This is a genomic window from Neomoorella sulfitireducens, assembly GCF_024733845.1.
GTDB classification, from domain to species: domain Bacteria; phylum Bacillota; class DSM-521; order Neomoorellales; family Neomoorellaceae; genus Neomoorella; species Neomoorella sulfitireducens.
This window is the reverse complement of the sequence record NZ_JANRHG010000001.1, coordinates 545,802-572,223: the sequence shown is the minus strand read 5'-3', so window position 1 is coordinate 572,223 and position 26,422 is coordinate 545,802. Positions and strand designations below refer to the sequence as shown.

General features: G+C 53.2%; 27 protein-coding genes, 1 tRNA gene and 1 other annotated feature. Of the genes, 25 read left to right on the top strand and 3 right to left on the bottom strand.

Annotated elements, in window-relative coordinates; genetic code table 11:
* Nucleotides 1-12: 12 nt before the first annotated feature.
* On the bottom strand, nt 13-855 hold the full coding sequence (larE, locus tag NWF31_RS02805; protein ID WP_258358966.1) for an ATP-dependent sacrificial sulfur transferase LarE: 843 nt from the start codon (nt 853-855) through the stop codon (nt 13-15).
* Nucleotides 856-1,034: 179 nt separating this feature from the next.
* Here larE and NWF31_RS02800 point away from each other — a divergent pair, with 179 nt between their 5' ends.
* The 4 genes from NWF31_RS02800 to NWF31_RS02785 all read left to right on the top strand — a co-directional run bounded on the left by NWF31_RS02800 (nt 1,035) and on the right by NWF31_RS02785 (nt 3,604).
* The gene (locus NWF31_RS02800; RefSeq protein ID WP_258358965.1) at nt 1,035-1,553 is read left to right on the top strand and encodes a DUF4446 family protein; all 519 of its coding nucleotides are present in this window, start codon (nt 1,035-1,037) and stop codon (nt 1,551-1,553) included.
* 12 nt (nt 1,554-1,565) lie between these two features.
* Complete coding sequence (locus NWF31_RS02795; protein ID WP_258358964.1) at nt 1,566-2,492, top strand: M23 family metallopeptidase; 927 nt, start codon at nt 1,566-1,568, stop codon at nt 2,490-2,492.
* Nucleotides 2,473-2,832, top strand: a complete 360-nt coding sequence (locus tag NWF31_RS02790) for a bactofilin family protein (protein ID WP_258358963.1) — start codon at nt 2,473-2,475, stop codon at nt 2,830-2,832. Before NWF31_RS02795 ends, NWF31_RS02790 begins: the two co-directional genes overlap by 20 nt.
* A 130-nt stretch (nt 2,833-2,962) precedes the next feature.
* Nucleotides 2,963-3,604 carry a phosphoribosyltransferase gene (locus tag NWF31_RS02785; protein WP_258358962.1) on the top strand — a complete coding sequence of 214 codons (642 nt, stop codon included), beginning with the start codon at nt 2,963-2,965 and terminating at the stop codon, nt 3,602-3,604.
* Between the two features lie 2 nt (nt 3,605-3,606).
* Here the strand turns inward: NWF31_RS02785 and yyaC are convergent, their stop codons facing one another.
* Complete coding sequence (gene yyaC, locus NWF31_RS02780) at nt 3,607-4,236, bottom strand: spore protease YyaC (protein ID WP_258358961.1); 630 nt, start codon at nt 4,234-4,236, stop codon at nt 3,607-3,609.
* A gap of 112 nt (nt 4,237-4,348) precedes the next feature.
* Between yyaC and NWF31_RS02775 the strand changes: the two genes are divergently transcribed.
* The gene (locus tag NWF31_RS02775) at nt 4,349-5,368 is read left to right on the top strand and encodes a YkvI family membrane protein (RefSeq protein WP_258358960.1); all 1,020 of its coding nucleotides are present in this window, start codon (nt 4,349-4,351) and stop codon (nt 5,366-5,368) included.
* Nucleotides 5,369-5,446: 78 nt separating this feature from the next.
* Nucleotides 5,447-6,469: a GerMN domain-containing protein gene (locus NWF31_RS02770; protein WP_258358959.1), complete on the top strand. Its 1,023-nt coding sequence runs from the start codon at nt 5,447-5,449 to the stop codon at nt 6,467-6,469.
* Here NWF31_RS02770 and NWF31_RS02765 read toward each other — a convergent pair.
* Nucleotides 6,466-6,882, bottom strand: coding sequence for an Hsp20/alpha crystallin family protein (locus NWF31_RS02765; RefSeq protein ID WP_258358958.1), 417 nt, complete (start codon nt 6,880-6,882; stop codon nt 6,466-6,468). The two genes, NWF31_RS02770 and NWF31_RS02765, sit on opposite strands and share 4 nt — an antisense overlap.
* A gap of 197 nt (nt 6,883-7,079) precedes the next feature.
* Here NWF31_RS02765 and selA point away from each other — a divergent pair, with 197 nt between their 5' ends.
* The 19 genes from selA (at nt 7,080) to NWF31_RS02670 (ending at nt 26,421) form a co-directional block, all read left to right on the top strand.
* Entirely contained in the window at nt 7,080-8,498 is a 1,419-nt protein-coding gene (gene selA, locus NWF31_RS02760) for an L-seryl-tRNA(Sec) selenium transferase (protein ID WP_258358957.1), read from the top strand.
* A gap of 68 nt (nt 8,499-8,566) precedes the next feature.
* Nucleotides 8,567-10,471 (top strand): selenocysteine-specific translation elongation factor, encoded by a 1,905-nt coding sequence (gene selB / locus NWF31_RS02755; protein ID WP_258358956.1) that lies wholly within the window; start codon nt 8,567-8,569, stop codon nt 10,469-10,471.
* A 76-nt stretch (nt 10,472-10,547) separates the two neighbouring features.
* Nucleotides 10,548-11,756: an ABC transporter substrate-binding protein gene (locus tag NWF31_RS02750; RefSeq protein WP_258358955.1), complete on the top strand. Its 1,209-nt coding sequence runs from the start codon at nt 10,548-10,550 to the stop codon at nt 11,754-11,756.
* An 81-nt stretch (nt 11,757-11,837) separates the two neighbouring features.
* On the top strand, nt 11,838-12,731 hold the full coding sequence (locus NWF31_RS02745) for a branched-chain amino acid ABC transporter permease (protein WP_258358954.1): 894 nt from the start codon (nt 11,838-11,840) through the stop codon (nt 12,729-12,731).
* Entirely contained in the window at nt 12,732-13,694 is a 963-nt protein-coding gene (locus NWF31_RS02740; protein WP_340674337.1) for a branched-chain amino acid ABC transporter permease, read from the top strand.
* Nucleotides 13,675-14,469, top strand: a complete 795-nt coding sequence (locus NWF31_RS02735; RefSeq protein WP_340674336.1) for an ABC transporter ATP-binding protein — start codon at nt 13,675-13,677, stop codon at nt 14,467-14,469. Before NWF31_RS02740 ends, NWF31_RS02735 begins: the two co-directional genes overlap by 20 nt.
* Complete coding sequence (locus NWF31_RS02730) at nt 14,444-15,151, top strand: ABC transporter ATP-binding protein (RefSeq protein WP_258358987.1); 708 nt, start codon at nt 14,444-14,446, stop codon at nt 15,149-15,151. Before NWF31_RS02735 ends, NWF31_RS02730 begins: the two co-directional genes overlap by 26 nt.
* Nucleotides 15,152-15,208: 57 nt before the next feature.
* A tRNA-Sec gene (locus NWF31_RS02725) sits at nt 15,209-15,306 on the top strand.
* Nucleotides 15,307-15,541: 235 nt separating this feature from the next.
* Nucleotides 15,542-15,730, top strand: coding sequence for a DUF1858 domain-containing protein (locus NWF31_RS02720; protein ID WP_277998771.1), 189 nt, complete (start codon nt 15,542-15,544; stop codon nt 15,728-15,730).
* A gap of 75 nt (nt 15,731-15,805) precedes the next feature.
* A complete protein-coding gene (locus NWF31_RS02715; RefSeq protein WP_258358952.1) occupies nt 15,806-17,008 on the top strand; it encodes an HD-GYP domain-containing protein in 1,203 nt (400 codons plus the stop codon).
* A gap of 21 nt (nt 17,009-17,029) precedes the next feature.
* Nucleotides 17,030-18,481: a two-component system histidine kinase PnpS gene (pnpS, locus tag NWF31_RS02710; protein WP_258358951.1), complete on the top strand. Its 1,452-nt coding sequence runs from the start codon at nt 17,030-17,032 to the stop codon at nt 18,479-18,481.
* 865 nt (nt 18,482-19,346) lie between these two features.
* Entirely contained in the window at nt 19,347-20,702 is a 1,356-nt protein-coding gene (gene radA, locus NWF31_RS02705; RefSeq protein WP_277998769.1) for a DNA repair protein RadA, read from the top strand.
* Between the two features lie 47 nt (nt 20,703-20,749).
* Complete coding sequence (locus tag NWF31_RS02700; protein ID WP_258358949.1) at nt 20,750-21,232, top strand: CarD family transcriptional regulator; 483 nt, start codon at nt 20,750-20,752, stop codon at nt 21,230-21,232.
* Between the two features lie 71 nt (nt 21,233-21,303).
* Entirely contained in the window at nt 21,304-22,455 is a 1,152-nt protein-coding gene (locus NWF31_RS02695; protein ID WP_258358948.1) for a PIN/TRAM domain-containing protein, read from the top strand.
* Nucleotides 22,443-23,132 carry a 2-C-methyl-D-erythritol 4-phosphate cytidylyltransferase gene (ispD, locus tag NWF31_RS02690; protein WP_258358947.1) on the top strand — a complete coding sequence of 230 codons (690 nt, stop codon included), beginning with the start codon at nt 22,443-22,445 and terminating at the stop codon, nt 23,130-23,132. The genes NWF31_RS02695 and ispD overlap by 13 nt, the downstream gene beginning before the upstream one ends.
* Nucleotides 23,132-23,623 (top strand): 2-C-methyl-D-erythritol 2,4-cyclodiphosphate synthase, encoded by a 492-nt coding sequence (gene ispF, locus NWF31_RS02685; protein ID WP_258358946.1) that lies wholly within the window; start codon nt 23,132-23,134, stop codon nt 23,621-23,623. The genes ispD and ispF overlap by 1 nt, the downstream gene beginning before the upstream one ends.
* A 25-nt stretch (nt 23,624-23,648) precedes the next feature.
* Nucleotides 23,649-23,879, top strand: a binding site (T-box leader).
* 41 nt (nt 23,880-23,920) lie between these two features.
* Nucleotides 23,921-24,637 (top strand): serine O-acetyltransferase, encoded by a 717-nt coding sequence (gene cysE, locus NWF31_RS02680; RefSeq protein ID WP_258358945.1) that lies wholly within the window; start codon nt 23,921-23,923, stop codon nt 24,635-24,637.
* Entirely contained in the window at nt 24,585-26,015 is a 1,431-nt protein-coding gene (gene cysS / locus NWF31_RS02675; protein WP_258358986.1) for a cysteine--tRNA ligase, read from the top strand. Before cysE ends, cysS begins: the two co-directional genes overlap by 53 nt.
* Before the next feature lie 10 nt (nt 26,016-26,025).
* Complete coding sequence (locus NWF31_RS02670) at nt 26,026-26,421, top strand: Mini-ribonuclease 3 (protein WP_258358944.1); 396 nt, start codon at nt 26,026-26,028, stop codon at nt 26,419-26,421.
* Nucleotide 26,422: the final 1 nt, after the last annotated feature.

Sequence of the window (26,422 nt, the reverse complement as noted above, 5' to 3'; positions counted from 1 at the left end):
ATCCCCCATAATCTACGAATTGGGCTTTAATGCCCGTTCTTCAGGGCTTAAAACGGCATTCATGCTGCCGCTGCGGAAGCCTTCTAAATCAAGGGTAATATAAGTAAACCCGAGTTTGTGAAGATGGTTAACCAGCTTTTCCCTGATTTTTGCATCAATGAGGAGGGTAAAAGCAGAAGGGCTTACCTCCAGGCGGGCAATGGGACCGTGGTGGCGTACCCGGATTTCCCGCAGCCCCAGCTGACGCAAAAAAGCTTCGGCTGCAGCGACCTGTCCCAGCTTTTCCGGCGTGATGGCCTGTCCATAAGGGATGCGGGAGGAAAGGCAGGCCATGGAGGGCTTATCCCAGTTGGGCAAGTCCAGATATCTGGCCAACTGGCGGATTTCCGCTTTGGTCAGTTTTACTTCCTGCAGGGGGCTGCGGATGCCGAACTCTGCAGCCGCCTGGATACCGGGACGGAAATCACCGCTATCATCGGCATTGGCTCCGTCAACGATTGTTTTCAGACCATTTTCCCGGGCTAGCTCCCGGAGTCTGGCATAAAGTTCCTTTTTACAGTGGTAACAGCGTTCCGGTGGGTTAGCAGTGAAGGCGGGGTTTTCCATTTCACCGGTATTTATTACCATATGCCGGACCCCGAGTTCCTGTGCCAGCCGGGCAGCGGCTTCTATTTCCTCCCGGGGATAAGTAGGTGAAGCGGCGGTAACTGCCAGGACCCTGGCCGGGGTCAAACTTGCTACCTTGATTAAGAGGCTGCTGTCGACGCCGCCGGAATATGCTACCACAATAGCTCCCATTTCTGTTAATTTTTTTTGCAGAAGTTCCAGTTTGACAGCTAAATCTGGGGACAACATTTAAATCACCACGCCTTAATTTTTAGGTTTAAAATTTTCTCTACGGACTGCGGTAAATCCTGCCGCATGCAAAATTAATTCTAAAATGGTCCGGTAAGAAAAAGAAATTTACCAACAGGAAAATGGCATTTTATGTGGAAATAAATCCTTTGCTGTAATTTAGCAGGGAGGATTTTACCTTGGCGGTACTTACTTCTTTACTGGCACCCTATAATATTCCCATACTCCTGGGATTGGCCCTCCTGCAGTTCATAATCATCCTTTTTCTCTGGTATAACCGTGCTGAAATAAGGCGCCTGGAGGGACGCATTAAGCGCCTGGTTGAAACCGGTGAAGGTCACGACCTGACTGCCGTCCTGGAGCGTTTTCAGGACCTGGGACATGTAAAGAAGGTCCTTGACCAGGTGCAGGAAAAGGTAGCCGACCTCCAGGTGGGTCTGGACAAAAGTTTTAGCCGCATAGGGTTGATTCGCTTTAATGCTTTCCCGGATACGGGAAGTGATTTAAGCTTTGCCCTGGCCCTCCTCAGCCGGGAAGCCAATGGTTTTATCCTCACGAGTCTTTATGCCCGCGACGAAACCCGTGTTTTTATCAAACCCGTTTATAACGGGCGTTCTACCTACCGCTTGAGCGAAGAGGAAGAAAAAGCCCTGGCCATGGCCCTGGGTCTTCTAAACCCGGAAGAGGCAGCCAGTTAGGAGGAACCGGGGTTGCAGGGTATCCGGCGTGATCGTTATTTTACGTTAATGCTTGTACCGGAAGGGCGAAGAATTTTTCGTTTTTATCTCCCGGCGTGGTTGTTCCAGGTCGCAATCATACTGGCCATAATGCTTATCATAGCCTTTATTGTTGCTTTAGGAGCAGTATACCACCTGCAAAAAAGGGTTGCCGAGCTTAGAGCTATTGACCAGATTAATGCCAGGCAGGCTGCCCAAATTCTGCAGCTGGAGGAACAGGCCAGGGCTTTGCAGGAAAAGATCAAGGAAATCGACGAACTGGATGCCCGGGTAAGGTCTTTGCTCGGCCTGGGACAGGGTGGCGGGGGGCGTCCCAGCACAGCTTCCCGGGGCGGTCGTTTAAGACCGGGAGAACAGGAACAGACATTAGAGCAGGTACGTTCTATCCTAAAAAACGTCGCCCGGGACACTCCTCGCCAGGAGGTTAAGCTAATAGAACTGGCCAGGGAAATGGAGCAGCACCTGGCTTATCTGGCAGCCCTGCCCTCGCACTGGCCGGTATCGGGGCCTGTTTCTTCCCCCTTTGGTTACCGGGATTCCCCCTTTGGCCGGCGGGAAGAATTTCATGACGGTATTGATATTGCTGCTGTCTATGGCGCGGAGGTCCAGGCTGCCGGCAATGGCCAGGTTGTTTTCGCGGGATGGATGCCGGTCTACGGGCGTGCCATTATTATCGACCACGGCTATGGTTTGACCAGCATGTACGGTCATAATTCAGAACTCTTAGTTAAAACAGGAGAACAGGTGGCGAGGGGCCAGCCTATTGCCAGGGTGGGCAGCAGCGGCCGCAGTACCGGGCCCCACCTGCACTTTCAAGTGAAGTTGAATGGCGAACTGCAGGACCCCTTAAAATATCTTACCGGAGAAGAGGGTGGCGGAAGTGCTGGGGAGAAAGAATGATAATGTTGCGGCAACGGTAGACACGGTCATTGGTAAGGGAGCTAAAATAACCGGGAAACTGGTAGCGGAAGGAGCTGTCCGCATCGATGGTGATTTTGAAGGTGAGGTAAGTACCGAGGGTGACCTGGTAGTCGGGGAAAGTGGTAAAGTGGTAGCCACGGTCAGGGGGCGCAACCTGCTGGTGGTGGGAACCATTAAAGGTGATGTGGCCGCTACAGGTCAACTGGAAATTGCCTCGACAGGTAAAGTAGAGGGCGACGTTCAAACGGCGCGGTTAATTGTCGAACCCGGTGGTTTGCTCCAGGGACACTGCCAGATGCCGCTACCGGCGGATGCCTAGCGTGGAATGAGCTTTTCCAGGGTTAGGCGGGCAGCCCCCCTTGAATTGCTGTGCTTACGGCCGGGAGAATACATAGCTATATGCAAGGGAAAAGCTATTATTACTTCTCTTACCCGGGGGTTAGAATTACATGATTTTTAAAAACCGCCACGAGGCCGGCTGCCGGCTGGCCAGGGCCTTGCACGAATACCGGGGCTGGCACCCCCTGGTGCTGGCCATACCCAGGGGAGGGGTGTTAGTAGCCGCACCCATCGTTACAGAACTGGCAGGCGAACTGGACATAATAATTCCCCGGAAGGTGGGCCTGCCCGGCAATCCGGAGCTGGCCGTAGCTGCAGTGGCGCCGGACGGTACAGTGTTATATAACGAAAACCTCATGAGCTCGTTGAACCTGGCTCCGGCCGATCTTAAAGCCCTAATCGAGAAAGAAATGGCAGAAATCAAGAGGCGGCTGGAGGCTTACCGGTATCGCACCGGGGAGCTGGAAATCACCGGAAGGGTAGTTATTGTAGTAGATGACGGCATCGCCACTGGCCTGACCGTTGAGGCAGCCCTCCTGTCAATAAAAAAGGCCGGGCCCCGCAGGCTGGTCCTGGCCGTGCCGGTAGCCCCGCCGGAGACGTTGGAGCGCCTGCGGCCTTTAGTAGACGATTTAATCTGCCTGGCAACGCCGGTGCCTTTTTACGCCGTCGGCCAGTTCTATGAAGATTTCAACCAGGTTTCAGACGATGAGGTAGAAAATATTTTAAAGAAATGTAAGATTAATTTTTAATCCTACTGCAGGCCGCGAGCTACGGCAATATTGCGATGCTTGTAAACCAGGCATACCCCCTGGTAAATGGAGCTGGCTATCTGCTGGGCCATACGCATGACGATGGACAAGCGGGTATTCTGGAGAACAAAATATTCCATATAGCCCCCGACGTTGACAATGCCGGTAAAATGAATGTCTCCCACAGCAGGTAGATTTTTATTGACCCCGGCACCGGGTTTTAAAGCACCCGGGGCCAGGGTAATGGCGCCGACATTTTCAGCCTGGCCCAGGCAGGCGTCTACGGCGATGATAATCGGATCGCGGTGATGGGCCCGAATATAGTCCAGCTTCTCAGTCAGGTTGCTGGCATGAACAGGTTCATCAAGGGTCCCGTATACGGCAAAGGGCAAATCGTGCATCAGCGAAAGATTGGTACCTACCAGAGGTCCCAGGCAATCGCCTGTTGAACGATCGGTTCCAATACAAACCACGACCAGGGGCTGTTTGCCATCGGGATTGAGCTCCTGCAGGTGACCGGCCAGGGTCTGGCTTAATTTTTCAACCGCCAAAGGGTCCTGGTAGTAATATTTGATCTTCGCAGGCGGCATTGAGTCAGCTTGATTAGAGGTGAAAAAAGGTAATAGAGCCATACCTTGCCTCCTGAGAAACCTTGTGCCTAGAGTATATGCCGGAAGCGGCTTTTTTATACTATTGGACGCCCCTCCCGTCATATTAATGTACAAAGATTGCGGGAGGGCGGCCATGAACCTTCGAGATGAACTGGCATTAGCAGTAGCTGTCGTAGGGACTATGGTCGGCGCCGGGTTTGCTTCCGGCCAGGAACTAGTCCGGTTTTTCGTCACCCTGGGGCCGCCGGCCCCGGCGGCAGTGGTTTTAATGGCGATGCTGTTAACCCTGGCTACCGCCCAGGTACGCCGCCTGGCGTTGAAATGGCACACGAATTCTTACGGTGATTTTCTGGTAGTGCTCCTGGGCAAGTGGGTAAAACCTGCCGACCTCGCCACAGGAACTTTCCTCTTTGGCGGCCTGGCCATTATGCTGGCGGGGTCAGGGGCTTTGGTGAAGGAGCATTTTGGCCTTGCGCCCGTAATCGGGGTCCTGGCCTGCGGCTTGCTGGCCTTCCTGGCCAGCCTGGGCAAAGGCCGAGGTCTCTTGCTTGTAAATGCCCTCCTGGTACCGTTCATGATAATTATTATAACTGCAGCTGCCCTGGCGGCTGTTTTTTCCCGGCCGGAACCGTTTTATAACTTATCACCTCCACCGCCGGTGGGGCTAATCAGCAATAACTGGATAATTAATGCTTGCCTTTATGTTACGTATAATATGGTGGGAATTACCGTTTTATTGACCTCCCTGCCTTCTTCCTGTAAGGGCGTCCTCGGGGCGGGAACGGGTGGGCTTTTTTTAGGAATCCTGGCCTATTTGCTGGTAAATGCCCTCGGTCGTTTGAGCCCTGCCGGTTTGCAGTCGGAGATACCTTTACTTTACCTGGTGGCCGGATTACAACCCGGATTGATGCATGCTTATATCCTGGCCCTCTGGTTGGCTTTAGTGACTACGGCAGCAAGTAATCTTTACGGGTTGGCTACAAGGCTAGGGCAAATGCCTTTCCTTACAACCTGGCAGGCCGCGCTGGCCATCCTGGTCCTTGCCTTCCCCCTGGCCGGTTGGGGTTTTATTAACTTGATAAGCTGGATTTATCCTTTTTTCGGTTATTTGGGGCTGTTTTTGTTGCTTTTGGCAGTAACATGCCGTTTTTAAAATTCATGATAGGCAGGATTCTGGTTTATGTTTGTCGAAAAAATCTTTAAAACCAAACCTCTGGAGGAGTGAAGGATTATGAAGACAGACCACCCGGAAAAAAGAAGCCGGGGGTGGTCATATACAGTACTGGTAATACTTCTTCTAGTTCTCGTCGTGCTTAATGGTGGATGTTTTAGCAACGCTAAACCTGCCGACAGGAACATGAACGGCAAGATTGCCAAGGAAAGACGTCCTTTATTAGGTGACAGCGAATTACACCAGGTCTTAGTATATTATTTGACCGGGGATGGTTCTTACCTGGTGCCGGTGACGGTTACTTTTACGCCCACCCGGGAAGTAGCGAAAGTAGCCGTGGAAAAACTTCTCGCCGGCCCCCGGGTGGAGGATTTAAAGGGAGTAATGCCCGATGGCGTCAAGCTGCGGGATATTTATATTTTAGACGACCAGCAGACGGTATATGTGGACTTAACAAAAGAATTGTTGCAGTTACAGGATAAACAACAGGCAGAGAGGGCTATTAATGCCCTGGTTTTAACCCTGACCGGCCTGGATAATACGCGCTATGTACAGGTTCTGGTTGAAGGGCAGCCGGTATCCGAGGTTGGGGGCTTGAGACTTGACATGCCCCTTACAAGACCGGCAATAGTTAACAACCTCTTAAAAAGAGAAAACCAGGAGGGCGTTCAGGTCTACTTCAATGACGCCACTGTTAAATTTCTGGTGCCGGTTACAGTAGCATTACCACCCGGAGCAGATGGTAGTAATCTGCCCCGGGCGGCTGTGCTGGCCCTGCTGGCCGGGCCGCCGCCGGACAGCGGGCTGGTACGAACCGTCTGGCCCGGCACCAGGCTTCTGGAATTTAAAATTGAAAACGGGCTGGCTACTGTAGATTTCAGCCGAGAGGTAATAGGCTATGGTGGGGGCAGTACGGCTGAAATATCCTTCCTTAATTCTCTTCTCTTCACGTTAACCCAGTTTCCGGAGATTGATAGGGTGCAGCTTTTGATTGAGGGAGAAAAACGTGAATATTTACCTGAGGGGTCAGTTATCGAACAGCCCCTGTCTATGCCGGAGAAATTGAATTTTTTTAAACCCTAGTGGATACTGATTGGAATCTGCCGCTGGCGCTGGTTTTCAGCCTTGGGCAGGCGAATCTCCAGGATGCCGTTTTTGTAAGTTGCCGTCGCTTTTTCCGGTTCTACCCTTGCCGGCAGGCTGACGGTACGGGCAAAGGTACCGTAAAAACGTTCGGCACGATGATAATCCTGTCCTTCCTTCACGTCATTGCGGCGAATTTCACCCCGGATGGCGAGGGTGTCTTCTGTGGCGGTAATCTCTACATCATCCTTGGAAGTTAAACCAGGTAATTCCGCGGTAGCTACCACTTCCCCTTCTGTTTGGTAGATATCAAAGCGCGGCCCGATTTCCCAGATACCCGGCATCAAGTTACTCAGCATGGCTTCGCGGATACCCGCCAGTCCCTGCCAGGGGCGCCATGGACCAATACTCATAGAAAAACCTCCTTCGGCAAGTTCTCTTAATATATATTTTCTAACCGGTAGCCCTGGTTTATAACTTAAAACGGAAAACTTTGCACGGAACTGGTCCCTGTAGCGGTTCCACATTTTTTAACTTGTGGATATAATATCCTTAGTAATGTAATGCCGCTTATCTCGGTGATATCCGGAGGATTGTAAAACAAGAGGACATGGAACAAAGTAAGAACCTTTTGCGACAATTACCGGCGGTTGACCAGCTCCTGCGGCACCCGCTACTACAGGAGTTATCCCGGGAAAACCGCAACCTTGTGGTTGCCTTTACCCGCCAGGTTCTAATGGGCTGGCGCAAGAGAATACGGTCAACGGGGGTTGAGCCACCAGGCATAGAAGAATTGGTCATGGAAATAAGGGCCAGGTATGAAGCCTGCAACCGCAGTAACCTGCAAGCAGTCATAAATGCTACCGGGGTTGTTTTACATACCAACCTGGGCCGGGCTGTTTTGAGCCGGGCTGCAGCTGAGGCGGCTTTGATGGCAGCCAGGCGCTATACCAACCTGGAATTAAACCTGGAGACAGGCCGGCGGGGAAATCGTTATGACCATGTATCCGGTTTGCTCCGGGAATTAACAGGTGCCGAAGCAGCCCTGGTAGTCAACAACAATGCTGCTGCCGTATACTTAAGCCTTGCCGCCCTGGCAGCCGGCAGGGAAACCATTATTTCCCGGGGCCAGCTGGTGGAAATCGGCGGCTCTTTCCGGATACCGGAGGTTATGGCCCAGAGCGGCACCAGGCTGGTGGAAGTGGGCACTACCAATAAAACCTACCTGCGGGACTACGAGGCGGCCGCGGGTCCTGATACAGCCCTGCTTCTCAAGGTTCACCCGAGTAATTATCGTATCCGGGGTTTTACTCACGAGGTGACGACGGCCGAACTGGTTGACCTTGGCCGGCGCCTGCAGGTACCCGTGATGGAGGACCTGGGGAGCGGTTTCCTGGTGGACCTGCAAAGCTACGGCATTGGCGGGGAGCCAACCGTCCAGTTCGAAATCAAGCAGGGCGTAGATCTTTTAACTTTCAGCGGGGACAAGCTGCTGGGCGGTCCCCAGGCGGGAATTATCCTGGGCCGCCGGGAACTGGTGGACGTTATAGCCCGTCATCCGTTAACCCGCGCCCTGCGGGTTGACAAAATGACCCTGGCCGCCCTGGAGGCTACCCTGCGGGCTTATCGCAATCCGGACCTGGCGATCAAGGAGGTACCCACCCTGGCCGCCCTGGTAGCCCGGCCGGAAGATTTGCGGCGACGAGCGAAGCGTTTACATTCCCTGCTTGCATTAGCCGTGGGATCCCGGGCCAGGATAGGCATAAAGGAGATCGCTTCCCAGGCCGGCGGCGGCTCTTTGCCCCTGATCGAATTGCCTTCCTGGTGCGTAACCGTTATCCCGGCAGGGGTTACGGTAGAAGAACTCGCCGGTCGCCTGCGGCAAACTAATCCGCCGGTACTGGTGCGGCTCCAGGAAGATACCTTAATCCTCGACGTCCGCACCCTTCTACCCGGTGAAAGCGAAGAGCTGGCCCGCGCCATGGTAGAAGCACTTGATGGTATTAACGATCCCTCCAGGGAAACATGAAAAAGCGTTCAGCAAGCTAACTGATAATCCCTTAATTTTGGAGATTCCTCCGGAGGAGCGCATGTTTGGTGGACTACATAATTGTGGGTACAGCAGGGCACGTGGACCACGGCAAGACAGTACTGGTCAGGGCCTTAACGGGTTTTGATACCGACCGCCTCAAGGAAGAAAAGGAGCGAGGTATATCTATTGAGCTTGGGTTTGCACCCTTGATTTTACCCAGTGGCCGCCAGCTGGGCCTGGTGGATGTCCCCGGCCATGAACGTTTTATCCGCCAGATGCTGGCCGGAGTCGGCGGTATGGACCTGGTCATGCTGGTGGTGGCGGCCGACGAAGGCGTTATGCCCCAGACCAGGGAACACCTGGCCATCATCGACCTGCTGCAGGTAAAGCAGGGTATCATCGTGCTCACCAAAATTGACCTGGTTGATGCCGAGTGGCTGGAACTGGTGCGGGAAGAGATACGCCAGGCCGTCCAGGGAACGGTGCTGGCAGACGCTCCAATCATAGCCGTTTCTGCCCTGACCGGGAAAGGGATCCCCGAACTTTTGACCCAACTTGATGCCCTGGCCGCAAAAACCCCTTCACGGCCGGCAAAGGGTGGTGTGAGGCTTCCTATCGACCGGGTTTTTTCCATTACCGGTTTTGGCACGGTTGTTACCGGAACCCTCTGGTCCGGGACCATCAAGGCGGGCGACGATCTGGAGGTCCAGCCGGAGGGTATAAAGGCCAAAGTCCGCAACCTCCAGGTCCACGGGCGGAATGTTCAAGCAGCCCTGGCCGGGCAGCGAGTAGCTGTAAATTTAGCCGGCATAGAAAAGGAGACCATTCACCGCGGCAGTACCCTCCTAACGCCGGGTCTTTTGCGTCCCACCCGGCGCCTTGACGCGAGGCTTAAGCTTATAGCAGGGGCCCGCACCCTGGCCAACCGCAGCCGTATCCGTTTTTACCTTGGTACGGCCGAAGTTTTGGGGAGAATCGTTCTCCTTGATCGAAACGAATTAAAGGGCGGCGAAGAAGCCTTTGTCCAGCTTCTCATGGAGGAGCCGGTGGTAGCTATGCGGGGCGACCGCTTTATCCTGCGCAGTTATTCGCCCATGCAGACCATAGGCGGCGGGTTGATCATCGATCCCGACCCTCCCAGGCATCGCCGTTTTGAACCTTCTGTCCTGGCGTCCCTGGCGAAACGCCTGGAAGGCTCGCCCCGGGAAATCCTGTTCCAGGTTGTCCGCGAGCAATGTGACGGCCTGGACTGGCAGGAGGCAGCAACCAGGGCATCCTTGACACTTCAAGAAACAAAAGAGTTGTTACAGGATATGGCCACCGCGGGGCAGCTGACCTTGCTTGCCGGGGATAATAGCCTATACGCCGTGAGTAATGAACGCATGGCGGCATGGTGGCAGGAGGCGGCCCGGGCCCTGGCCGATTTTCACCGCCACTATCCCCTGCGGCCCGGCCTGGCAAAGGAAGAATTGCGCTCCCGTTATTTTTCCCGCCTGCCGGCGCGGGTTTTTCAGGCTTTGCTAGAACGGTGGTCCCGGGAAGGCCGCATCCAGCTTACGGCAAGTACCGTGGCCCTCTCTGGTTTTAACCCGGAATTAAGTCCCCGGCAGGAAGAACTTTTACAGGCCGTGACGGGACTTTATCGCCAGGCACGCTGGCAGCCCCCGTCCTATAATGAAGTGGCATCTGCTTACAACCTGACAGGGGCAGAATTGGAGGAGTTCCTTCACTACCTGATGCGGGAAGGGGTTCTGGTAAAAATCAACGATGAGTTTTACTGGCACCGGGAGGCCTTTGAGGATGCCGTGGCGGAGGTAAAAAAGCTGGGCCTTGCCGGCCCCTTTGGCTTGGCTGAAGTAAGGGATGCCCTGGGGAGTTCTCGCAAGTATGTTTTGCCCTTTTTAGAGTACCTGGACCGGATAAAAATTACCCGGCGCCAGGGGGACAAGCGAATACTTATTGCTGATTGACAGTTCTTCGAGGACAGGTTTATAATAATTTAAAATGTGCCTGTCAACGGCAAAAAACCGGAGGAGGTTCTTGAAAATGGGGAGGATTAAAAAAGTCGCCCTGCTTTCCCTCATTTTGCTCCTGGCAATAGCTTTAATCGCCGGTTGCGGCCAGAGCAAATCGGGTAGCAGCCAGCAGGGAACTGCAGCTGGCAGCGACGAAATCAACATTGGTGTTAACTACGAACTTTCTGGCGACGTAGCCACCTACGGCACCAACACCAAGAATGCGATCATGCTGGCCTTTGAAGAGATCAACAGCAAGGGTGGTGTCCTGGGCGGTAAAAAGATTAAACCCATAGTCCTGGATAACGGCAGCAAGAAAGAAGAATCCATGAGTGTCGCCGCCAAGTTAATCACGGAAAACAAGGTAGTAGCCCTCCTAGGGCCGGCCACTACAGGTAACACCCTGGCCGCAGTGCCGGTAGCTACCGATAATAAAGTACCTTTACTTACCACTTCAGCAACCAACCCTGATGTTACCGTTGATCCCCAGACTAAAAAGGTTCGCGACTATATCTTCCGCATCTGCTTTACCGATCCACCGCAGGCTATTGTAGGGGCAGAATTTGCCGCCAAAGATTTAGGGGCCAAAAAGGCAGCCATTCTTTATGACAATACCAATGACTACAGCAAGGGGTTATACCAGGTCTTTAAAACAGAGTTCACCAAAAGGGGCGGCCAGGTTGTAGCTGAAGAAAGCTTTAACCAGGGCGACCAGGATTTCCGCCCGGCATTGACGCGTTTTAAAGAAGCCGGCGCCGATCTAATTTACGTACCCGCCTATTATGAGCAAGTCGGTAAAATTGTCAGCCAGGCCCGGGAGCTGGGAATTAATGTACCCATGCTGGGTGCAGACGGCTGGGATTCGCCCAAACTGGCCGAATTTGCCGGCGGGGCTGACAATTTGAAGGACACTTATTTTACCAATCATTACTCGTCCAACGATCCCAACCCCAAAGTCCAGGCCTTTGTTAAGGCATACAAAGAAAAATACGGTGCCGAGCCTGACGCCTTTGCCGCCCTTGGCTACGATGCGGCCTACCTTATAGCCGATGCCATCAATCGGGCCGGTAAAGCTGAACCGGAAGCAATCAGGCAGGCCCTGGCGGATACCAAAGATTTTGAGGGTGTTACCGGCAAGCTCGGTTTTGATGCTAACCACAACCCAGTTAAGGAAATTGCCATCATCGCGCTGGTCGATGGCAAGCAGACCTTGAAGGCTAAAATCAAACCGACAGAATAAATTCTGGATAAATAAGTCCAATGGGGGGGCCATCACCCCCTCATTGGACTTTATTCAGGCCGGAGACAGGAGTTGGCAGCTGTGGCCGGGTTTCTCCAGCAGGTAATTAACGGCTTATCCCTGGGAAGTATTTACGCCCTGATTGCCCTGGGCTACACCATGGTTTATGGTATTATCCAGCTAATTAATTTTGCCCACGGCGATATTTTGATGGTTGGGGCTTATATCGGCTTTTTTGCCGTGGTTTATTTAAAGTTAAACATCTGGTGGGCCTTCATTATTGCCATGGCTGGGGCGAGCCTTCTGGGGGTCATAATTGAACGGGTGGCGTACAAGCCTTTACGCAATGCTCCCCGCCTGGCGGCCCTGATCACAGCCATCGGTATGTCCCTTTTACTGGAAAACGGGGGTTTAATGATCCTTGGCACTGATATTCGTTCCTACCCGGTCGGTACAATTACCAACAAACAATTACCTTTATCGTTCCTGGGTATACAGCTAACGGCCACTACCCTCCAGTTGTTAATCCTGGCTGTAACTGTGGTGATGATGATTATCCTGCAATATATTGTCCATTATACGTGGACCGGCAAGGCCATGCGGGCCGTCTCTTACGACCGGGATGCCGCCAGGTTGATGGGTATCAATGTTGACGAAACTATTTCCGTTACCTTTGCCCTGGGCTCGGCCTTTGCAGCTGTGGCCGGTATTCTCCTGGGCCTCTATTATAATACCATCCAGCCCTTAATGGGCATTATGCCCGGATTAAAGGCTTTTGTGGCGGCCGTAATCGGGGGTATCGGCCTCATTCCCGGTGCCATGCTGGGCGGCTTTGCCTTGGGCGTCTTTGAAACAATGGTCAGTGGTTACTGGAGCAGTAAAATGCGGGATCCCATCGTCTTTATCCTTTTGATTTTAATTTTGCTGCTCAAACCGGCCGGTCTGCTGGGCAGGAATAATACGGAGAAGGTGTAGGTGACCAAGGTGCAGTTTAGCAGGAAGAATTTTTTTGCCCTGGCCGGCGCGCTCCTGGTGTACTTTATCATTGCCAGCCTTCTATCCACCGGCATGATCAGCAAGTTCCAGGAAATTAATTTGATGATGCTGGGGATCAACATTATCCTGGCGGTTAGCTTAAATCTAATTGTCGGCTTCACCGGACAGCTGGCCCTGGGACATGCCGGCTTTATGGCCGTGGGCGCGTATGTAGCTGCCGTCTTGACCCTGAAGCTGCACCAGCCCTTTTTGCTGGCCATTATAGCCGGGGCGGTAGCAGCGGCGATAGCAGGGCTAATTATCGGGTTGCCCACCCTGCGACTGAAAGGCGATTACCTGGCCATCGCTACCCTTGGCTTTGGGGAAATTATCAAGGGACTGGCCAATAATATCAACTACATCGGCGGCGCGGCAGGGATGATTGGTATCCCGCGCTTGACCAACTGGACCTGGGTCTACCTGATGATGGTCGTTACTATCATAGTCACCGTAAATTTTATTAATTCTACCCACGGGCGGGCCTGTATTGCCATCCGGGAAAACGAAATTGCCGCTGAAACCATGGGCATTAACACTACTTACTATAAAGTCCTGGCCTTCGCCATGGGTGCTTTTTTTGCCGGTATTGCCGGAGCCCTCTATGCCCACTATTTTTATCTCATCCAGCCTACTACTTTTACCTTTTTCCGCTCCTTTGATATTCTGGTAATGGTGGTTTTTGGCGGCCTGGGGAGCATTACGGGCTCCATTATTGCTGCGGCAGGCATTACCATTACTAATGCCGCCCTTCAGGACCTGGCTGTTTTGAGGATGGTTATTTACGCCCTCCTGCTCATTGTTATCATGGTTTTTCGTCCCCAGGGCTTGATGGGCACCGGGGAATTTACCCTTGACCGCTGGATGCCGAAACGAGGTGAAGCCGGTGGCTCTGCTGGAAACTAGGGGTCTGACTATTTCTTTTGGCGGCCTGATGGCGGTAGCCAATGTAGACCTGCATTTAGAGCCGGGAGAGTTGGTGGGTTTGATTGGCCCCAACGGGGCGGGAAAAACCACGATTTTCAACCTGCTGACCGGCGTTTACCATCCCACCAGGGGCGAAATTATTTTTAACGGCCGGAGCCTGGTCGGCTTAAAGCCCTACCAGATTACCCAGCGGGGAATTGCCAGGACCTTTCAGAACATCCGCCTTTTTGGCGAATTGCATGTCCTTGATAACATTCGTATTGCTTATCACTGGCACAGCCGTTACCGTGTAATTGACGCCGTTTTACGCCTTCCCTCATACCACAGGGGTGAGGCAGAGATCCTGTCCCGCAGTAAAGAACTCATGCGGATATTTAAACTGGAATCCTACCAGAATGAAAAGGCGAAAAATCTGCCCTATGGCGAACAGCGCCGGTTAGAGATTGCCCGGGCCCTGGCAGCCCGCCCCAGGCTTCTTTTGCTGGATGAACCGGCAGCGGGAATGAACCCCCAGGAAACAAAAGAATTAATGGCCCTGATCAACTGGGTAAGGCAGGAGTTTGACCTTACTATTTTATTAATAGAACACGATATGTCACTGGTAATGGGTATTTGCGAGCGCATCTACGTCCTGGACTATGGCCAGGTTATCGCCGAGGGACCGCCGGAGGCCATTCGCAATAACGAGCGGGTAATTGAGGCTTACCTGGGACAAGAGGTGAACGGTGTTGCTCCTCAAGGTGGAAAATCTTAATGTTTATTACGGCGCCATCCATGCCCTGAAAGGCATTACCCTTGAAGTCAACGAAGGTGAAATTGTTACCCTTATCGGGGCTAACGGTGCCGGTAAAAGCACTACCCTGAAAACCATTTCCGGCCTTTTGCGACCCCAGAGCGGCACCATCACCTACAATGGCGAGGTCATCAACGGCCTGCCGGCCCAGGCAATTGTAAAGAAAGGTATTTCCCATGTACCTGAAGGCAGGCGGATTTTTCCCAACCTCACTGTGATGGAAAACCTCGAGCTGGGCGCCTACTTACACCGTAGCCGGGAAGGGATGAAAAAAAGTATTCAGGAGGTTTTCCGGCGTTTTCCCCGCCTGCGGGAACGGCAAAAACAAATGGCCGGTACCTTAAGCGGCGGCGAACAACAGATGCTGGCCATCGGCCGGGCCTTAATGTCCAGGCCAAAGCTCTTGCTCCTGGACGAGCCCTCCATGGGCCTGGCACCCATCCTGGTGCAGGAAATTTTTAATATCATCAAAGAAATTAACGAACAAGGAACCACGATTTTACTGGTAGAGCAGAACGCCAACATGGCCCTGAGTGTAGCCCATCGCGGGTATGTTTTAGAAACGGGACGGATTACCCTTACGGGCAGCGCGGCCGAGTTGATCAGCAGTGAAGACGTCAAAAAGGCTTATCTTGGTGGCTAGCCCTGAGGCCCGGGGAGGCTGCCTTGACTTGGCCTGCCGCCAGGCGTATAATAGCGTGGGGGTGGATCGGGCCTGGTGGCCTGCCTGGACTTCAAATCCAGCCGGCGCGCGGAGCTCCCGGGCGCGGTGGGTTCGATTCCCACACACTCCCGCCAGCAGAGACGAGATGGCAATATGGCCGGCCTCACTCACGGGGACGGCCATTTATTATTTGTACCGGGGGCGTTGTTCTCCGGCCCTTTATATCTTAACCGTTACCGGAGAAAGGGGGTAAGAAGGCACTTTTTTCTCCTTTTCTTTACAAAGGGTACTTTACCGTTTATAATTATACCCATAATGGGATGATAGAAAGTTGAGGAGGTGAATTTTGTGGCCGCTATTACTAAAGAAATGAGCATTACCGAAGTAGTCAGCAAGTACCCGCAGACCGTCCCGGTTTTTATGGAACATGGAATGGGTTGTCTGGGATGTGCGGCAGCGCGCTTTGAAAATATCGAGCAAGGAGCAAGGGCCCACGGCATTGATATTGATAGTCTTATAGCTGCCCTGAATATGGTAGTAAACAAAGAAGCCCGGTAAAGCTATAGAAGGCCTGAGGCAATCGCTCTTTATAAATAAATAAAGGGCGATTTTTTTATAAGGGGGAGAGCCGCAGTGGGTTGCCCTGCCGATCGATCTTTTTGCGAACTGGTAGTAGCCCTGTCCACAATCCTGGATGTTGAAGAAGAAACAAAGCTATACCATGCCTGGCGGGTAGCCCTGGTGGCCAGGGAACTGGCGCAAAAGGTACTGCCTGAACAGTCCACCCAGGTTTTTTACGCCGGCCTCCTCCATGACCTGGGAGGTATAGGCCTGGATGATCACCTGGTCCATCTCGTTACCAGAGCCGGCGCCGAACTGAACCCTGAAATCAGGGAACACCCTCGTAAGGGGGCCGCCATGGTAGCAGCGATTCCCGGTTTGGGCGAGGAAGTAGCGGCCATGATCCGGGACCACCATGAACACTGGGATGGCTCCGGCTTTCCCCGCGGCCTGAAAGGGGGAGCCATTGTTCCCGGAGCCCTGCTGCTGGGGTTAGCTGACCATTTTGATCTCGCCCTGCGTACCAACCCGGGTAGCGACTGGCCGGCAGTAAAAAAGGCTATGGAACGCAAGGTACAGGGAGCTTTCCCTCCGGAATTGCCGGCTGTCCTCGATAGCCTGATGCAGGAATTTCTTTTTGCGGAAGTAGCCACCAATGCTGCCCTTGAGTTAAAAATGTTTCGTTTAATATTGAACCTCCCGCCTGTAAAATTTAATGTAAATGAGCCGATGAAAATTACCATCAATCTTTTTGCCAGGATTATTGATACCAAGCATACTTATACGGCCGGACATTCCCAGCGGGTGGCCGGGTACGTTGTGAAATTGGCCCGCTGTCTTGGCTTCAGCGAAGAAGAAACAGGGCGTTTAGAGATCGCAGGCCTCCTGCATGATTTTGGTAAAATTGCCGTTCCCCGGGCTATTCTGGATAAACCCGGCCCCCTTGATACCAGGGAAATAAAAATAGTACGCCAGCATCCGGTGCGGACGATAGATTTATTAACGAGTGTTTCAGGTTTGAAAGATTTAGCCCGTGATGCCGGCCTCCATCACGAACGTTACGACGGCAAAGGTTACCCTTACGGCCTGCAGGGTGGAGAAATTCCCCTGGGGGCACGTATAATTGCCCTGGCCGATGCCTTTGACGCCATGACTTCATTACGGCCCTACCAGCCTACCAGAACTCCTGAAGAAGCACTGGCTATTTTGAACCGGGGTAGCGGCAGCCAGTTTGACCCGCAAGTTGTAGCCGTAGCCCCATGTTTGCTTACATAACTTTTGTTGGTGGTGAGGGCCATGCGTTCCTTAAGCTGGAAGATAGCCGGAAATTTTTTAGCCCTTCTCTACTTGACCCTGGCGGCTGCTTATCTTTACCTGCGACAGTCCATCATTAATTTCCAGGAAATGTCGTTATCACCAACCGGCATGCCGGGAGCCGGTTTGGAAGGGCAGTTATTACTGGTAATGATGGCGGTTGTGGCGGTAATGACTATCGGCACTATTATCCTGTCCAGGGAAATAGTCATGCCCCTGCGGTCCCTGTTACCCTTAATGCAGAAAATTGCCGGCGGTGATCTGGAGCAGCGGATTGACTTCCAGCGAAATGATGAGATAGGATTGTTAATTCACCATCTCAATGTCATGGTGGAAACAATAAGAAATAATTTCCGGGAAATAGCTGAAGAAAAGAATAAAATGCAGGCTATCATAGCCAGCATGAGGGATGCCCTGGTAACCGTAGATCAGGTTGGACGGGTAATCCTTTTAAATCCGGCGGCCGAGGTTGTATTTGGTAAAAAGGGAGGCGAAGTCGAGCATAAATATTTACTGGAGATAATACGGAATTACGAGGTTGATAAGCTGGTTAAAGAAATCCTGGCCAGCGGTGTACCCCTGGAAATAGAAACCCGCCTGTTTCCTGCTACCAGCCAGTATTTTAATATTTATGGAGCCCCTATAGTAAGTGCTCAAAAACGGGTAGTGGGAGTAGCCCTTATCTTTCGTGATGTAACTAATATCCGCCGCCTGGAACAGATGCGGACGGAATTTGTGGCCAATGTTTCCCACGAACTGCGCACACCCTTGACGTCAATCCGGGGTTTTGTAGAGACGTTGCTGGAAGGGGCCCTGGAAGATCCCCGGGTTAGTCGCCGTTTCCTGGGTATTATCAATAAAGAAGCCCGGCGCCTGCAGCAGCTAATCGAGGATCTCCTGGCCCTTTCGAGTCTGGAGAACAGCCCGAGAAAGCTTCGCTCCGGCACGGCGCAGCTAAAGCCGGCCCTGGAAGGGGTGCTGGCTACCGTAAATCCCCTGGCACAGGAAAAAGGAGTTTCCCTGGAAATAGAGATACCGGAAGATCTCCCACCTCTGGCCATTGGGGAGAATTATTTAAGGCAGGTTTTGCTAAATTTAATTGATAATGGTATAAAGTATACCCCGGCTGGGGGCAAGGTAAAGGTGCGGGCCGACTTAGAAGACAGGGGTCTTCGGGTGGAAGTTGAGGATACAGGTATAGGCATACCGGCAGAGAGCTTGCCCCGTGTTTTTGAACGCTTTTACCGGGTTGATAAAGCCCGCTCCAGGGAAATGGGGGGAACCGGCCTGGGGCTGGCCATTGTCAAGCATATTATTGAAGCCCATGGCGGTAATGTTGGTGTCACCAGCAAACCGGGGCAGGGCAGCCGCTTCTTTTTTACTTTACCGGTAGCAGTTGATAGAGGGAGCAAGGATAAGGATAATAAAACCTAAAATTAATGTAAACTTAACATACCCCTTATTGATTCTTAACAGGAATGAGTTATAATATCATTAAACAACATAAACACCATCCAGCTTAAGTGTCCTCTGACCTCCTTTAAATATATATTCCTTTAGCCCAGGTAATCTGGGCCACTTTTTTAAGTAAAATGAAGGCCACTCCTCGAAGGAGGGCCTTCATTTTAAAGAGCCGGTTAGAACCTTAACTCCGGCTACTGCAGCTACCTGCATAGCCAGCGACAACCTTTCGGCTGCCACCGACCATTACGGCAACTACAAAAACCTTTGCTCGACAATCATAGCTACCTGTGAAGCCCCTAAAGATCTCTCGACCTTTAGAAACCCCGGGCTTTTTGATCAGAAAAAGCATGCGGCAACTATGATTATCTTAGCTCGAACAGCAATCATCCTTACCGACCTGCCATTAATCCTTCGGACTAACGGCAAGCCGTGACGAACAATTGCTGCTCTGCCCGCCGGCGACCAGCAAGCCCTTTGACCTGCTGGTGACCTTTGGCCGAAAATTACCGAGCCCTTTGCCGACCCGATAATTTTCTTGGCTCGGCCCTAACCGACCCTGCTGGTTATATTGTGCCCGTCACAGGAGCTTATATGTATGTATTATAAATAAAAATCATACCAAATGATGGAAAAAGCCTGGTGGCAAAAGAATTCTAATGTTTTTCTAATAATTTTTTGGTAAGCTTAAAAGAGAATAGAATACGAAATAAAGGCGGCAGGCGCATCTACATGTAAATTCCCGTATTACCGGGTAATTCAGGAAGAAAAGGCCACCGATGGTAATGCTTCCCAACGGCGGGCGATTGGTGTATAATGCCTGGAGGAGGTGATCTTCCTGGCGAAAAGAAAAGAGCGTTTTATATGCCAGCAATGCGGTTATGAAAGCTTGAGTTTTTTAGGCCGCTGCCCGGGCTGCGGCAGCTGGAATAGCCTGGTAGCCGAACCGGTACCCCTGGAAGGAATGAGCCTCGTAGGACTGAAGGCACATCCATCCCTCCTGGTAGAGGTTTCTGATATTACTGGCGAGCGTTTGCTAAGTACTTTGGGCGAATGGGACCGGGTGCTGGGGGGCGGGCTGGTGCCGGGTTCTTTAATCGTGGTCGGCGGGGCGCCGGGTATTGGCAAGTCGACATTACTCCTCCAGGTCGCCCAGAAGCTGGCTGCCAGGTACGGCAAGATTCTTTATGTCTCCGGGGAAGAATCCCCCGGACAGGTGAGGCTGAGGGCGCAGCGCCTCGAGGCCCTGAACGGGGAGATTTATTTTCTGGCCGAAACGAATGTAGAAGCCATTATTGCCGGCATCGAAAGCCTGAATCCGGTAACGGTTATAGTCGACTCTATTCAGACCATGTTCCTGCCGTCTGTCCAGGCGGCGCCAGGAAGCGTATCCCAGGTAAGGGAATGCGCGGCACGTTTCCTGCGCCTGGCCAAAGATAGCGGGCCGGCCGTTATCCTGGTCGGCCATGTTACCAAAGAAGGCTTCTTAGCAGGTCCCAGGGTCCTGGAGCACCTGGTTGACACCGTCCTTTACCTTGAGGGAGAACGCTACCAGGCTTACCGGGTCCTGCGCGCTGCTAAAAATCGTTTTGGTTCTACCAATGAAATCGGGATTTTTGAGATGGTTGGCGGGGGACTTAAAGAAGTCCTCAACCCATCGGAATTGCTCCTGGCCGAACGCCCGGCAGGCGTTGCCGGTTCCAGCGTGGTAGCCTGTATGGAAGGAACCCGCCCCCTGCTCCTGGAAATCCAGGCCCTGGTAAGCCCGACCACCTTCGGCAACCCCCGGCGGCTGGCTACAGGAGTTGATTTCAATCGTGTGCTGCTGCTTACAGCGGTTCTGGAAAAAAGAGCGGGATTACACCTGGGCAGTTATGATATTTATCTTAACGTCGCCGGCGGCATTACCGTTAATGAACCGGCAGCCGACCTGGGAATTTGCCTGGCTATAGCTTCCGGTTTTAAAGACCGGCCGGTTGAGGCCGAAACTTTAGTATTAGGGGAGGTAGGCCTGGCAGGCGAAGTAAGGGCGGTAAGCCAGGTTGAGAGGCGTATAGAAGAAGCGGCAAGGCTCGGTTTCAGGCGGTTTCTTATTCCTGCCGGCAATAAGAGCCGTCTCATAAAGGAAGACGATTGCGAAATATATGATGTACGGTCGGTGGCAGAAGCCCTGGAAATAGGGTTAACCGCTTAGATCATGTTTTAATTAACTTCCCATTCTCTGCTGGAGGGGGGTAAAGAATGTTTCAAGTCGGCGATAAAGTCGTTTATCCTATGCACGGGGCCGGAATTATCGAGGCCATTGAGGAAAGGGAGGTACTGGGCCAGAAGAAAAAGTACTATATCATGCGCTTCCCCCTGGGGGACATCAAGGTAATGTTACCCCTGGAGAGTGAAAAGGCAGCAGGTTTAAGGGAAGTTGTGGACGAAGAAGGGGTTAAGGAAGTAATCAAGATCCTTAAAGAGAAGAGTACCGGGGGCAATTCCGGGACCAATTGGAATCACCGCTACCGGGATAACCTGGAGAAATTGCGCAGCGGGAATATATGCCGGGTGGCTGAAGTAGTAAGCCTCCTGGCCAGGCGGGAGCAGGATAAGGGGCTGTCTACCGGTGAACGTAAAATGTTAGAAAATGCCCGCCAGATTTTAATCAGTGAACTGGCCCTGGCCCGCAATTATGAAAAAAAGCAGGTAGAAGCCCTGCTGGAAAAACTTTTGGCCTGATGGTTTCGATGGTATAAGATGGGGTGGGGTGAGGAAAAATTGAAAAGTAAAGATCAAAAGAAGGTGAAAGCATGTTATACCGCCTTTTACGGGTTGCCATAGCCCTGGTGGCGGGTGCCGCAGGTTTTTATGCCTCCCAGCTGGGGATAGACTTCTGGCAGCAGAGCTGGGGCACCAGGCTTTTACCGGGGCTGCGTTTTACCCTCCTGGCCCTGGCGACCTTGATTGCAGCTTTAATCGGTTATAACCTGGCCCGGCGTTTGATTATTTTTGTCACCCAATCGACGCGCTGGCTGGAAGGGAGGTTGCAGCGGCTACCGGTCCAGGAAATAATCAGCGGTTCCCTGGGACTTATTTTTGGACTTATAATAGCTAATTTATTAGGTGCCTCCTTTTTTCACCTGCCGCTGGTTGGACCATACATTCCTATGGCCGGCAGCCTCTTCCTCGGCTACCTGGGCTGGAGCCTGGGCACTAAACGTAAAGATGAAATCTGGGGCATATTTAATCTTATTCCTCGCTTCGGAGGCAAGGACCGGGAAAAAGGCAAGGCTGACGGCGGGAAACCGGGAGCTAAAATTCTTGATACCAGCGTGATCATCGACGGCCGTATTGCCGATATAATTAAAAGCGGGTTTATTGAAGGGACCATGATTATCCCCTCCTTCGTTTTAGAAGAATTGCGGCACATAGCCGATTCTTCCGACCTGTTAAAACGCAACCGCGGCCGCCGGGGCCTTGATATCCTCAATAAGATCCGCAAGGAAATGGGTGTAAACGTAAAGGTCCTGGAAATTGATTTTGAAGAACTGGCGGAGGTGGACAGCAAATTGGTTCGCCTGGCCCAGAAATTGTCCGCCCCAATCCTGACCAATGATTTTAACCTGAATAAGGTGGCCGAACTCCAGGGAGTGCGTGTATTGAATATCAACGAGCTGGCCAATGCCGTCAAACCCGTTGTCTTGCCGGGGGAAGAGATGACCGTCCAGGTTATCAAGGACGGCAAAGAGATTGGCCAGGGGGTGGCTTACCTGGACGACGGTACCATGATCGTGGTCGAAAACGGTCGCCGCTACATTGGCCAGACCGTTGCCGTTTTGGTGACAAGTGTCCTGCAAACGGCAGCTGGCCGGATGATCTTTGCCCGGCCCAAGGGGCAGGAACGTAAAATGGGTTCCAATCACCAGGCCCTGGAGCGTGGTGAGTACCAGTGCCTTTCCTGAGCCTGATTGTGGCCGCTGCCGGCCAGGGACGGCGGCTGGGTGCCGGCAGCAATAAGGTCTTTTTACCCCTGGGAGGAAAACCTTTACTGGCCTACATCCTGGCGGTCGCCGAGGCCTCTTCCCTGGTAGATGAAGTCATTGTCGTAACCCGGCCGGAAGATATTTCTCTGTGCCGGCAGGTAGTTAACGCAGCTCCTTATCTGAAGGTAAGGCAAATAGTAGGCGGTGGCAAGGAACGGCAGGATTCCATTGCCGCCGGCCTTAAAGCTATAGCGCCGGGAGCGGAATGGGTGGCCGTGCATGATGGTGCACGGCCTTTTTTAAGCCCGGCTCTATTGGAGCGGGTAATTGCCGCCGCCCGGGATACCGGGGCGGCCATTGCGGCCCTGCCGGTCAAAGAAACCATTAAGAGGGGTAATACTGAGGACCTGGTTACTGCTACCCTGGAACGCCGGGGACTGTGGACCGTACAAACCCCCCAGGTATTCCGCCGGGACTGGCTGGCAGCAGCCTACCGGAAGGCTGAAATCAACGGCTGGCAGGCCACCGACGATGCAACCCTGGTGGAAAGGGCGGGTTTTCCGGTGAAGCTGGTACCGGGAGAAGAAATAAATATTAAGATTACCACCCCGGGCGACATGGTCCTGGCCCGGGCACTCATGGCAGGTGACAATTAATGCGAGTCGGCTGCGGCTTTGATGTCCACCGTTTGGTTCCTGGCCGGCGCCTGGTCCTGGGAGGGATCGAAATTCCTTATTCCCTGGGCCTGGAAGGCCATTCAGATGCCGATGTTTTACTCCATGCCCTGGCCGACGCCCTCCTGGGAGGAGCGGCCCTGGGGGATATCGGCAGGTATTTTCCCCCGGGAGATCCCCGCTATAAAGACGCCGACAGCCTGGCTCTCCTGCAAGAGGTTTATCGTATGGTCAAACAGGCGGGGTACCGGCTGGGCAATGCGGATACCATTATCATTGCCGAAAGGCCCAAGTTGTCCTCCTATATTGACGCCATGCGGGAGAGGATAGCCGGAGCCCTGGAAGTACAAAAAGACAGGATCGGTATTAAGGCTACCACGACCGAGGGCCTGGGTTTTACCGGGCGGGGCGAAGGCATTGCCGCCCAGGCTACGGTCCTGTTACTTGACAGTGATGAATGTCCGGGTTTATAATGTTTCTGACTTGAATTTTATACTGGTAATGGCAATGAGCAGGGAGAGTAGGCGCATCAGGGCCGCCAGAGAGGGACCACCATTGGCTGGAAGTGGACCCGGATACCGGGCGCTGAAGTGCTCCTGGGAGCTGCTGGTCTGAAATTGAAGTAGGTCCTGCCGGCGGGCACCGTTACTGGCCAGGGCATTATATTGCCCGCTGAGGGGGGAGAACGATTCTCCAAACAGGGTGGAACCGCGGCCTTTCGTCCCTGGAGGGATGAAAGGCTTTTGTATTACAGGGGGAGGTTGCTAGCTTTGTGGCGGCAGCTAAAAAGGGATATTGAAGTTATATTCCAGCGGGACCCGGCAGCCAGGAGCATCCTGGAGGTTATCCTGTGTTATCCCGGTTTTCATGCCCTGCTCCTCCACCGTATTGCTCATTTCTTTTACGGACGCGGCATGAAGCTGCTGGCAAGGTTTATATCCCAGATCAACCGCTTCCTGACCGGGATTGAAATCCATCCCGGAGCCAAACTGGGGGAAGGTATTTTTATCGATCACGGGATGGGAGTGGTCATCGGCGAAACGGCGGAAGTAGGCAACAATGTCACCATGTACCAGGGAGTTACCCTGGGGGGGACCGGCAAAGAAAAGGGCAAGCGCCATCCTACCATCGGCAACAATGTCGTCATCAGCGCCGGGGCCAAGGTGTTAGGGAATATTACCATTGGCGACAATGTCAAAATAGGTGCCGGTTCTGTAGTTCTGCGTGACGTGCCCGCCAACTGCACTGTGGTTGGTATACCTGGCAAGGTAGTAGTGCGTAACGGCCGTAAAATTGCCGATGCCGAGGTAAGCGAAATCGACCTCCGTCACGACGAACTGCCGGATCCGGTTGCCGAAATGCTCCTTTGCCTGCAGCGGCAGATCCAACGTCTGGAGCGAAGGATTGAAGAACTGGAGGCCAGCAAGGATGAGCATCTACCTGTACAATACACTGACGGGCCGAAAGGAAGAGTTCACTCCGTCTGAGCCGGGCCGGGTTAGGATGTATGTTTGCGGGCCGACTACTTACAACTATATCCACCTGGGCAATGCCCGGCCTCTGGTAGTATTTGACACCTTACGCCGTTATCTGGAATACCGCAATTATGACGTCCTTTATGTCCAGAATTTCACTGACATCGATGACAAGGTTATCAACCGGGCCCGGGAAGAAGGAGTAGGGGCATTAAGTTTAGCCGAACGTTATATTGAAGAGTTTTTCCGTGACGCCGATGCCTTGAATGTTAAGCGGGCCTCCCTTTATCCCCGGGTAAGCCAGCATATCGACGACATAATCGCCACCATTGAAGAGCTTATACGCCGCGGTTTTGCCTATGAAGCCGGGGGAGACGTCTATTTTGAAGTAGAAAAATTTCCTGCCTACGGGCGCCTGTCTAAACGTACCCCTGGAGAGATGCGGGCCGGTGCCCGGGTGGAGGTCAATACTGCCAAACGCAACCCCCTGGATTTTGCCCTGTGGAAGGCAGCCAGTCCCGGCGAACCGGCCTGGGACAGCCCCTGGGGACCGGGCCGGCCGGGCTGGCATATCGAGTGCTCTACCATGGCCTTGAAGTACCTGGGACCGGGTTTTGATATCCACGGCGGCGGCGCCGACCTCATTTTCCCCCATCATGAGAACGAAATCGCCCAGGCAGAGGCCGGGACAGGCTGTCCCTTTGCCCGTTTCTGGCTCCACAACGGTTTTATTACCGTCAACCAGGAAAAGATGTCCAAGTCAAAAGGGAATTTTTTCCTCGTGAGGGATATTACCAGCCGTTTCCGTCCCCTGGCCGTACGCCTGTTTTTACTTGCAACCCATTACCGCAGCCCCATAGATTTTGACGACACCGGGCTCCTGGCGGCCGAGAAAGGGCTCGAACGCCTGGAAAATACGCGCCGGCTTTTAAGGGAGGCGCGCTGCCACCTGTCACCTAGCAACAGTTCTACTGGCAACGGCGCAGATGGTGCCGTCCTGGCCGGCAGGATTGAAGAACTGCGGCGGGAGTTTATGGCCGCCCTGGACGACGATTTCAATACAGCCCGGGCCCTGGCGGTTTTGTATGACCTGGCCCGGGAAATCAATACCTATTTGGCCGGGATGACCGGTCAGGAGGCCGGGGTTGTTAGCAAGGCAGCCACGGTTTTTGAAGAACTGGGCGAAAATGTCCTGGGCCTTTTTGGCAGTCCCCGGCAGCAGGCGGATGATAACCTGCTGGATGGCCTGATGGACATTATTTTAAGTATTCGCCAGGAAGCCAGGCAGCGCAGGGACTGGGCTACGGCCGACGCCATCCGCGACCGCCTCAAAGATCTGGGGATAATCCTGGAAGATACGCCCCGTGGAACCCGTTGGAAGAAAAGTTAGGGGGGAGGCAATGGATCCTGTTGCCGGCCTTTCGCCCCTGGTTCTCGCCTATGTCGGTGATGCCGTGTATGAACTCCTGGTTCGCACCTACCTGGTGCGCCGTGGTCCCGCCAGGCTGGAACAGCTGCACCGGGAAGCCGTGGGTTTCGTCCGGGCTGCTGGCCAGGCCAGGCTGGTACCGGCCCTGGAGGCCCATTTGACGGCCGTGGAAAAGGACATCCTGCGCCGGGGGCGAAATGCCCGGCCGGGGCACCTACCCCGCAGCGCCGTCCCGGAGGAATACCATTCCAGCACGGCCCTGGAAAGCCTCTTCGGTTACCTGTACCTGAAGGGTGAGTGGCAGAGGCTGGACGAGCTGACCCGTCTCATTTTTGAGCTGGCGGAAACAGAACGGGGAGAGGAATAAA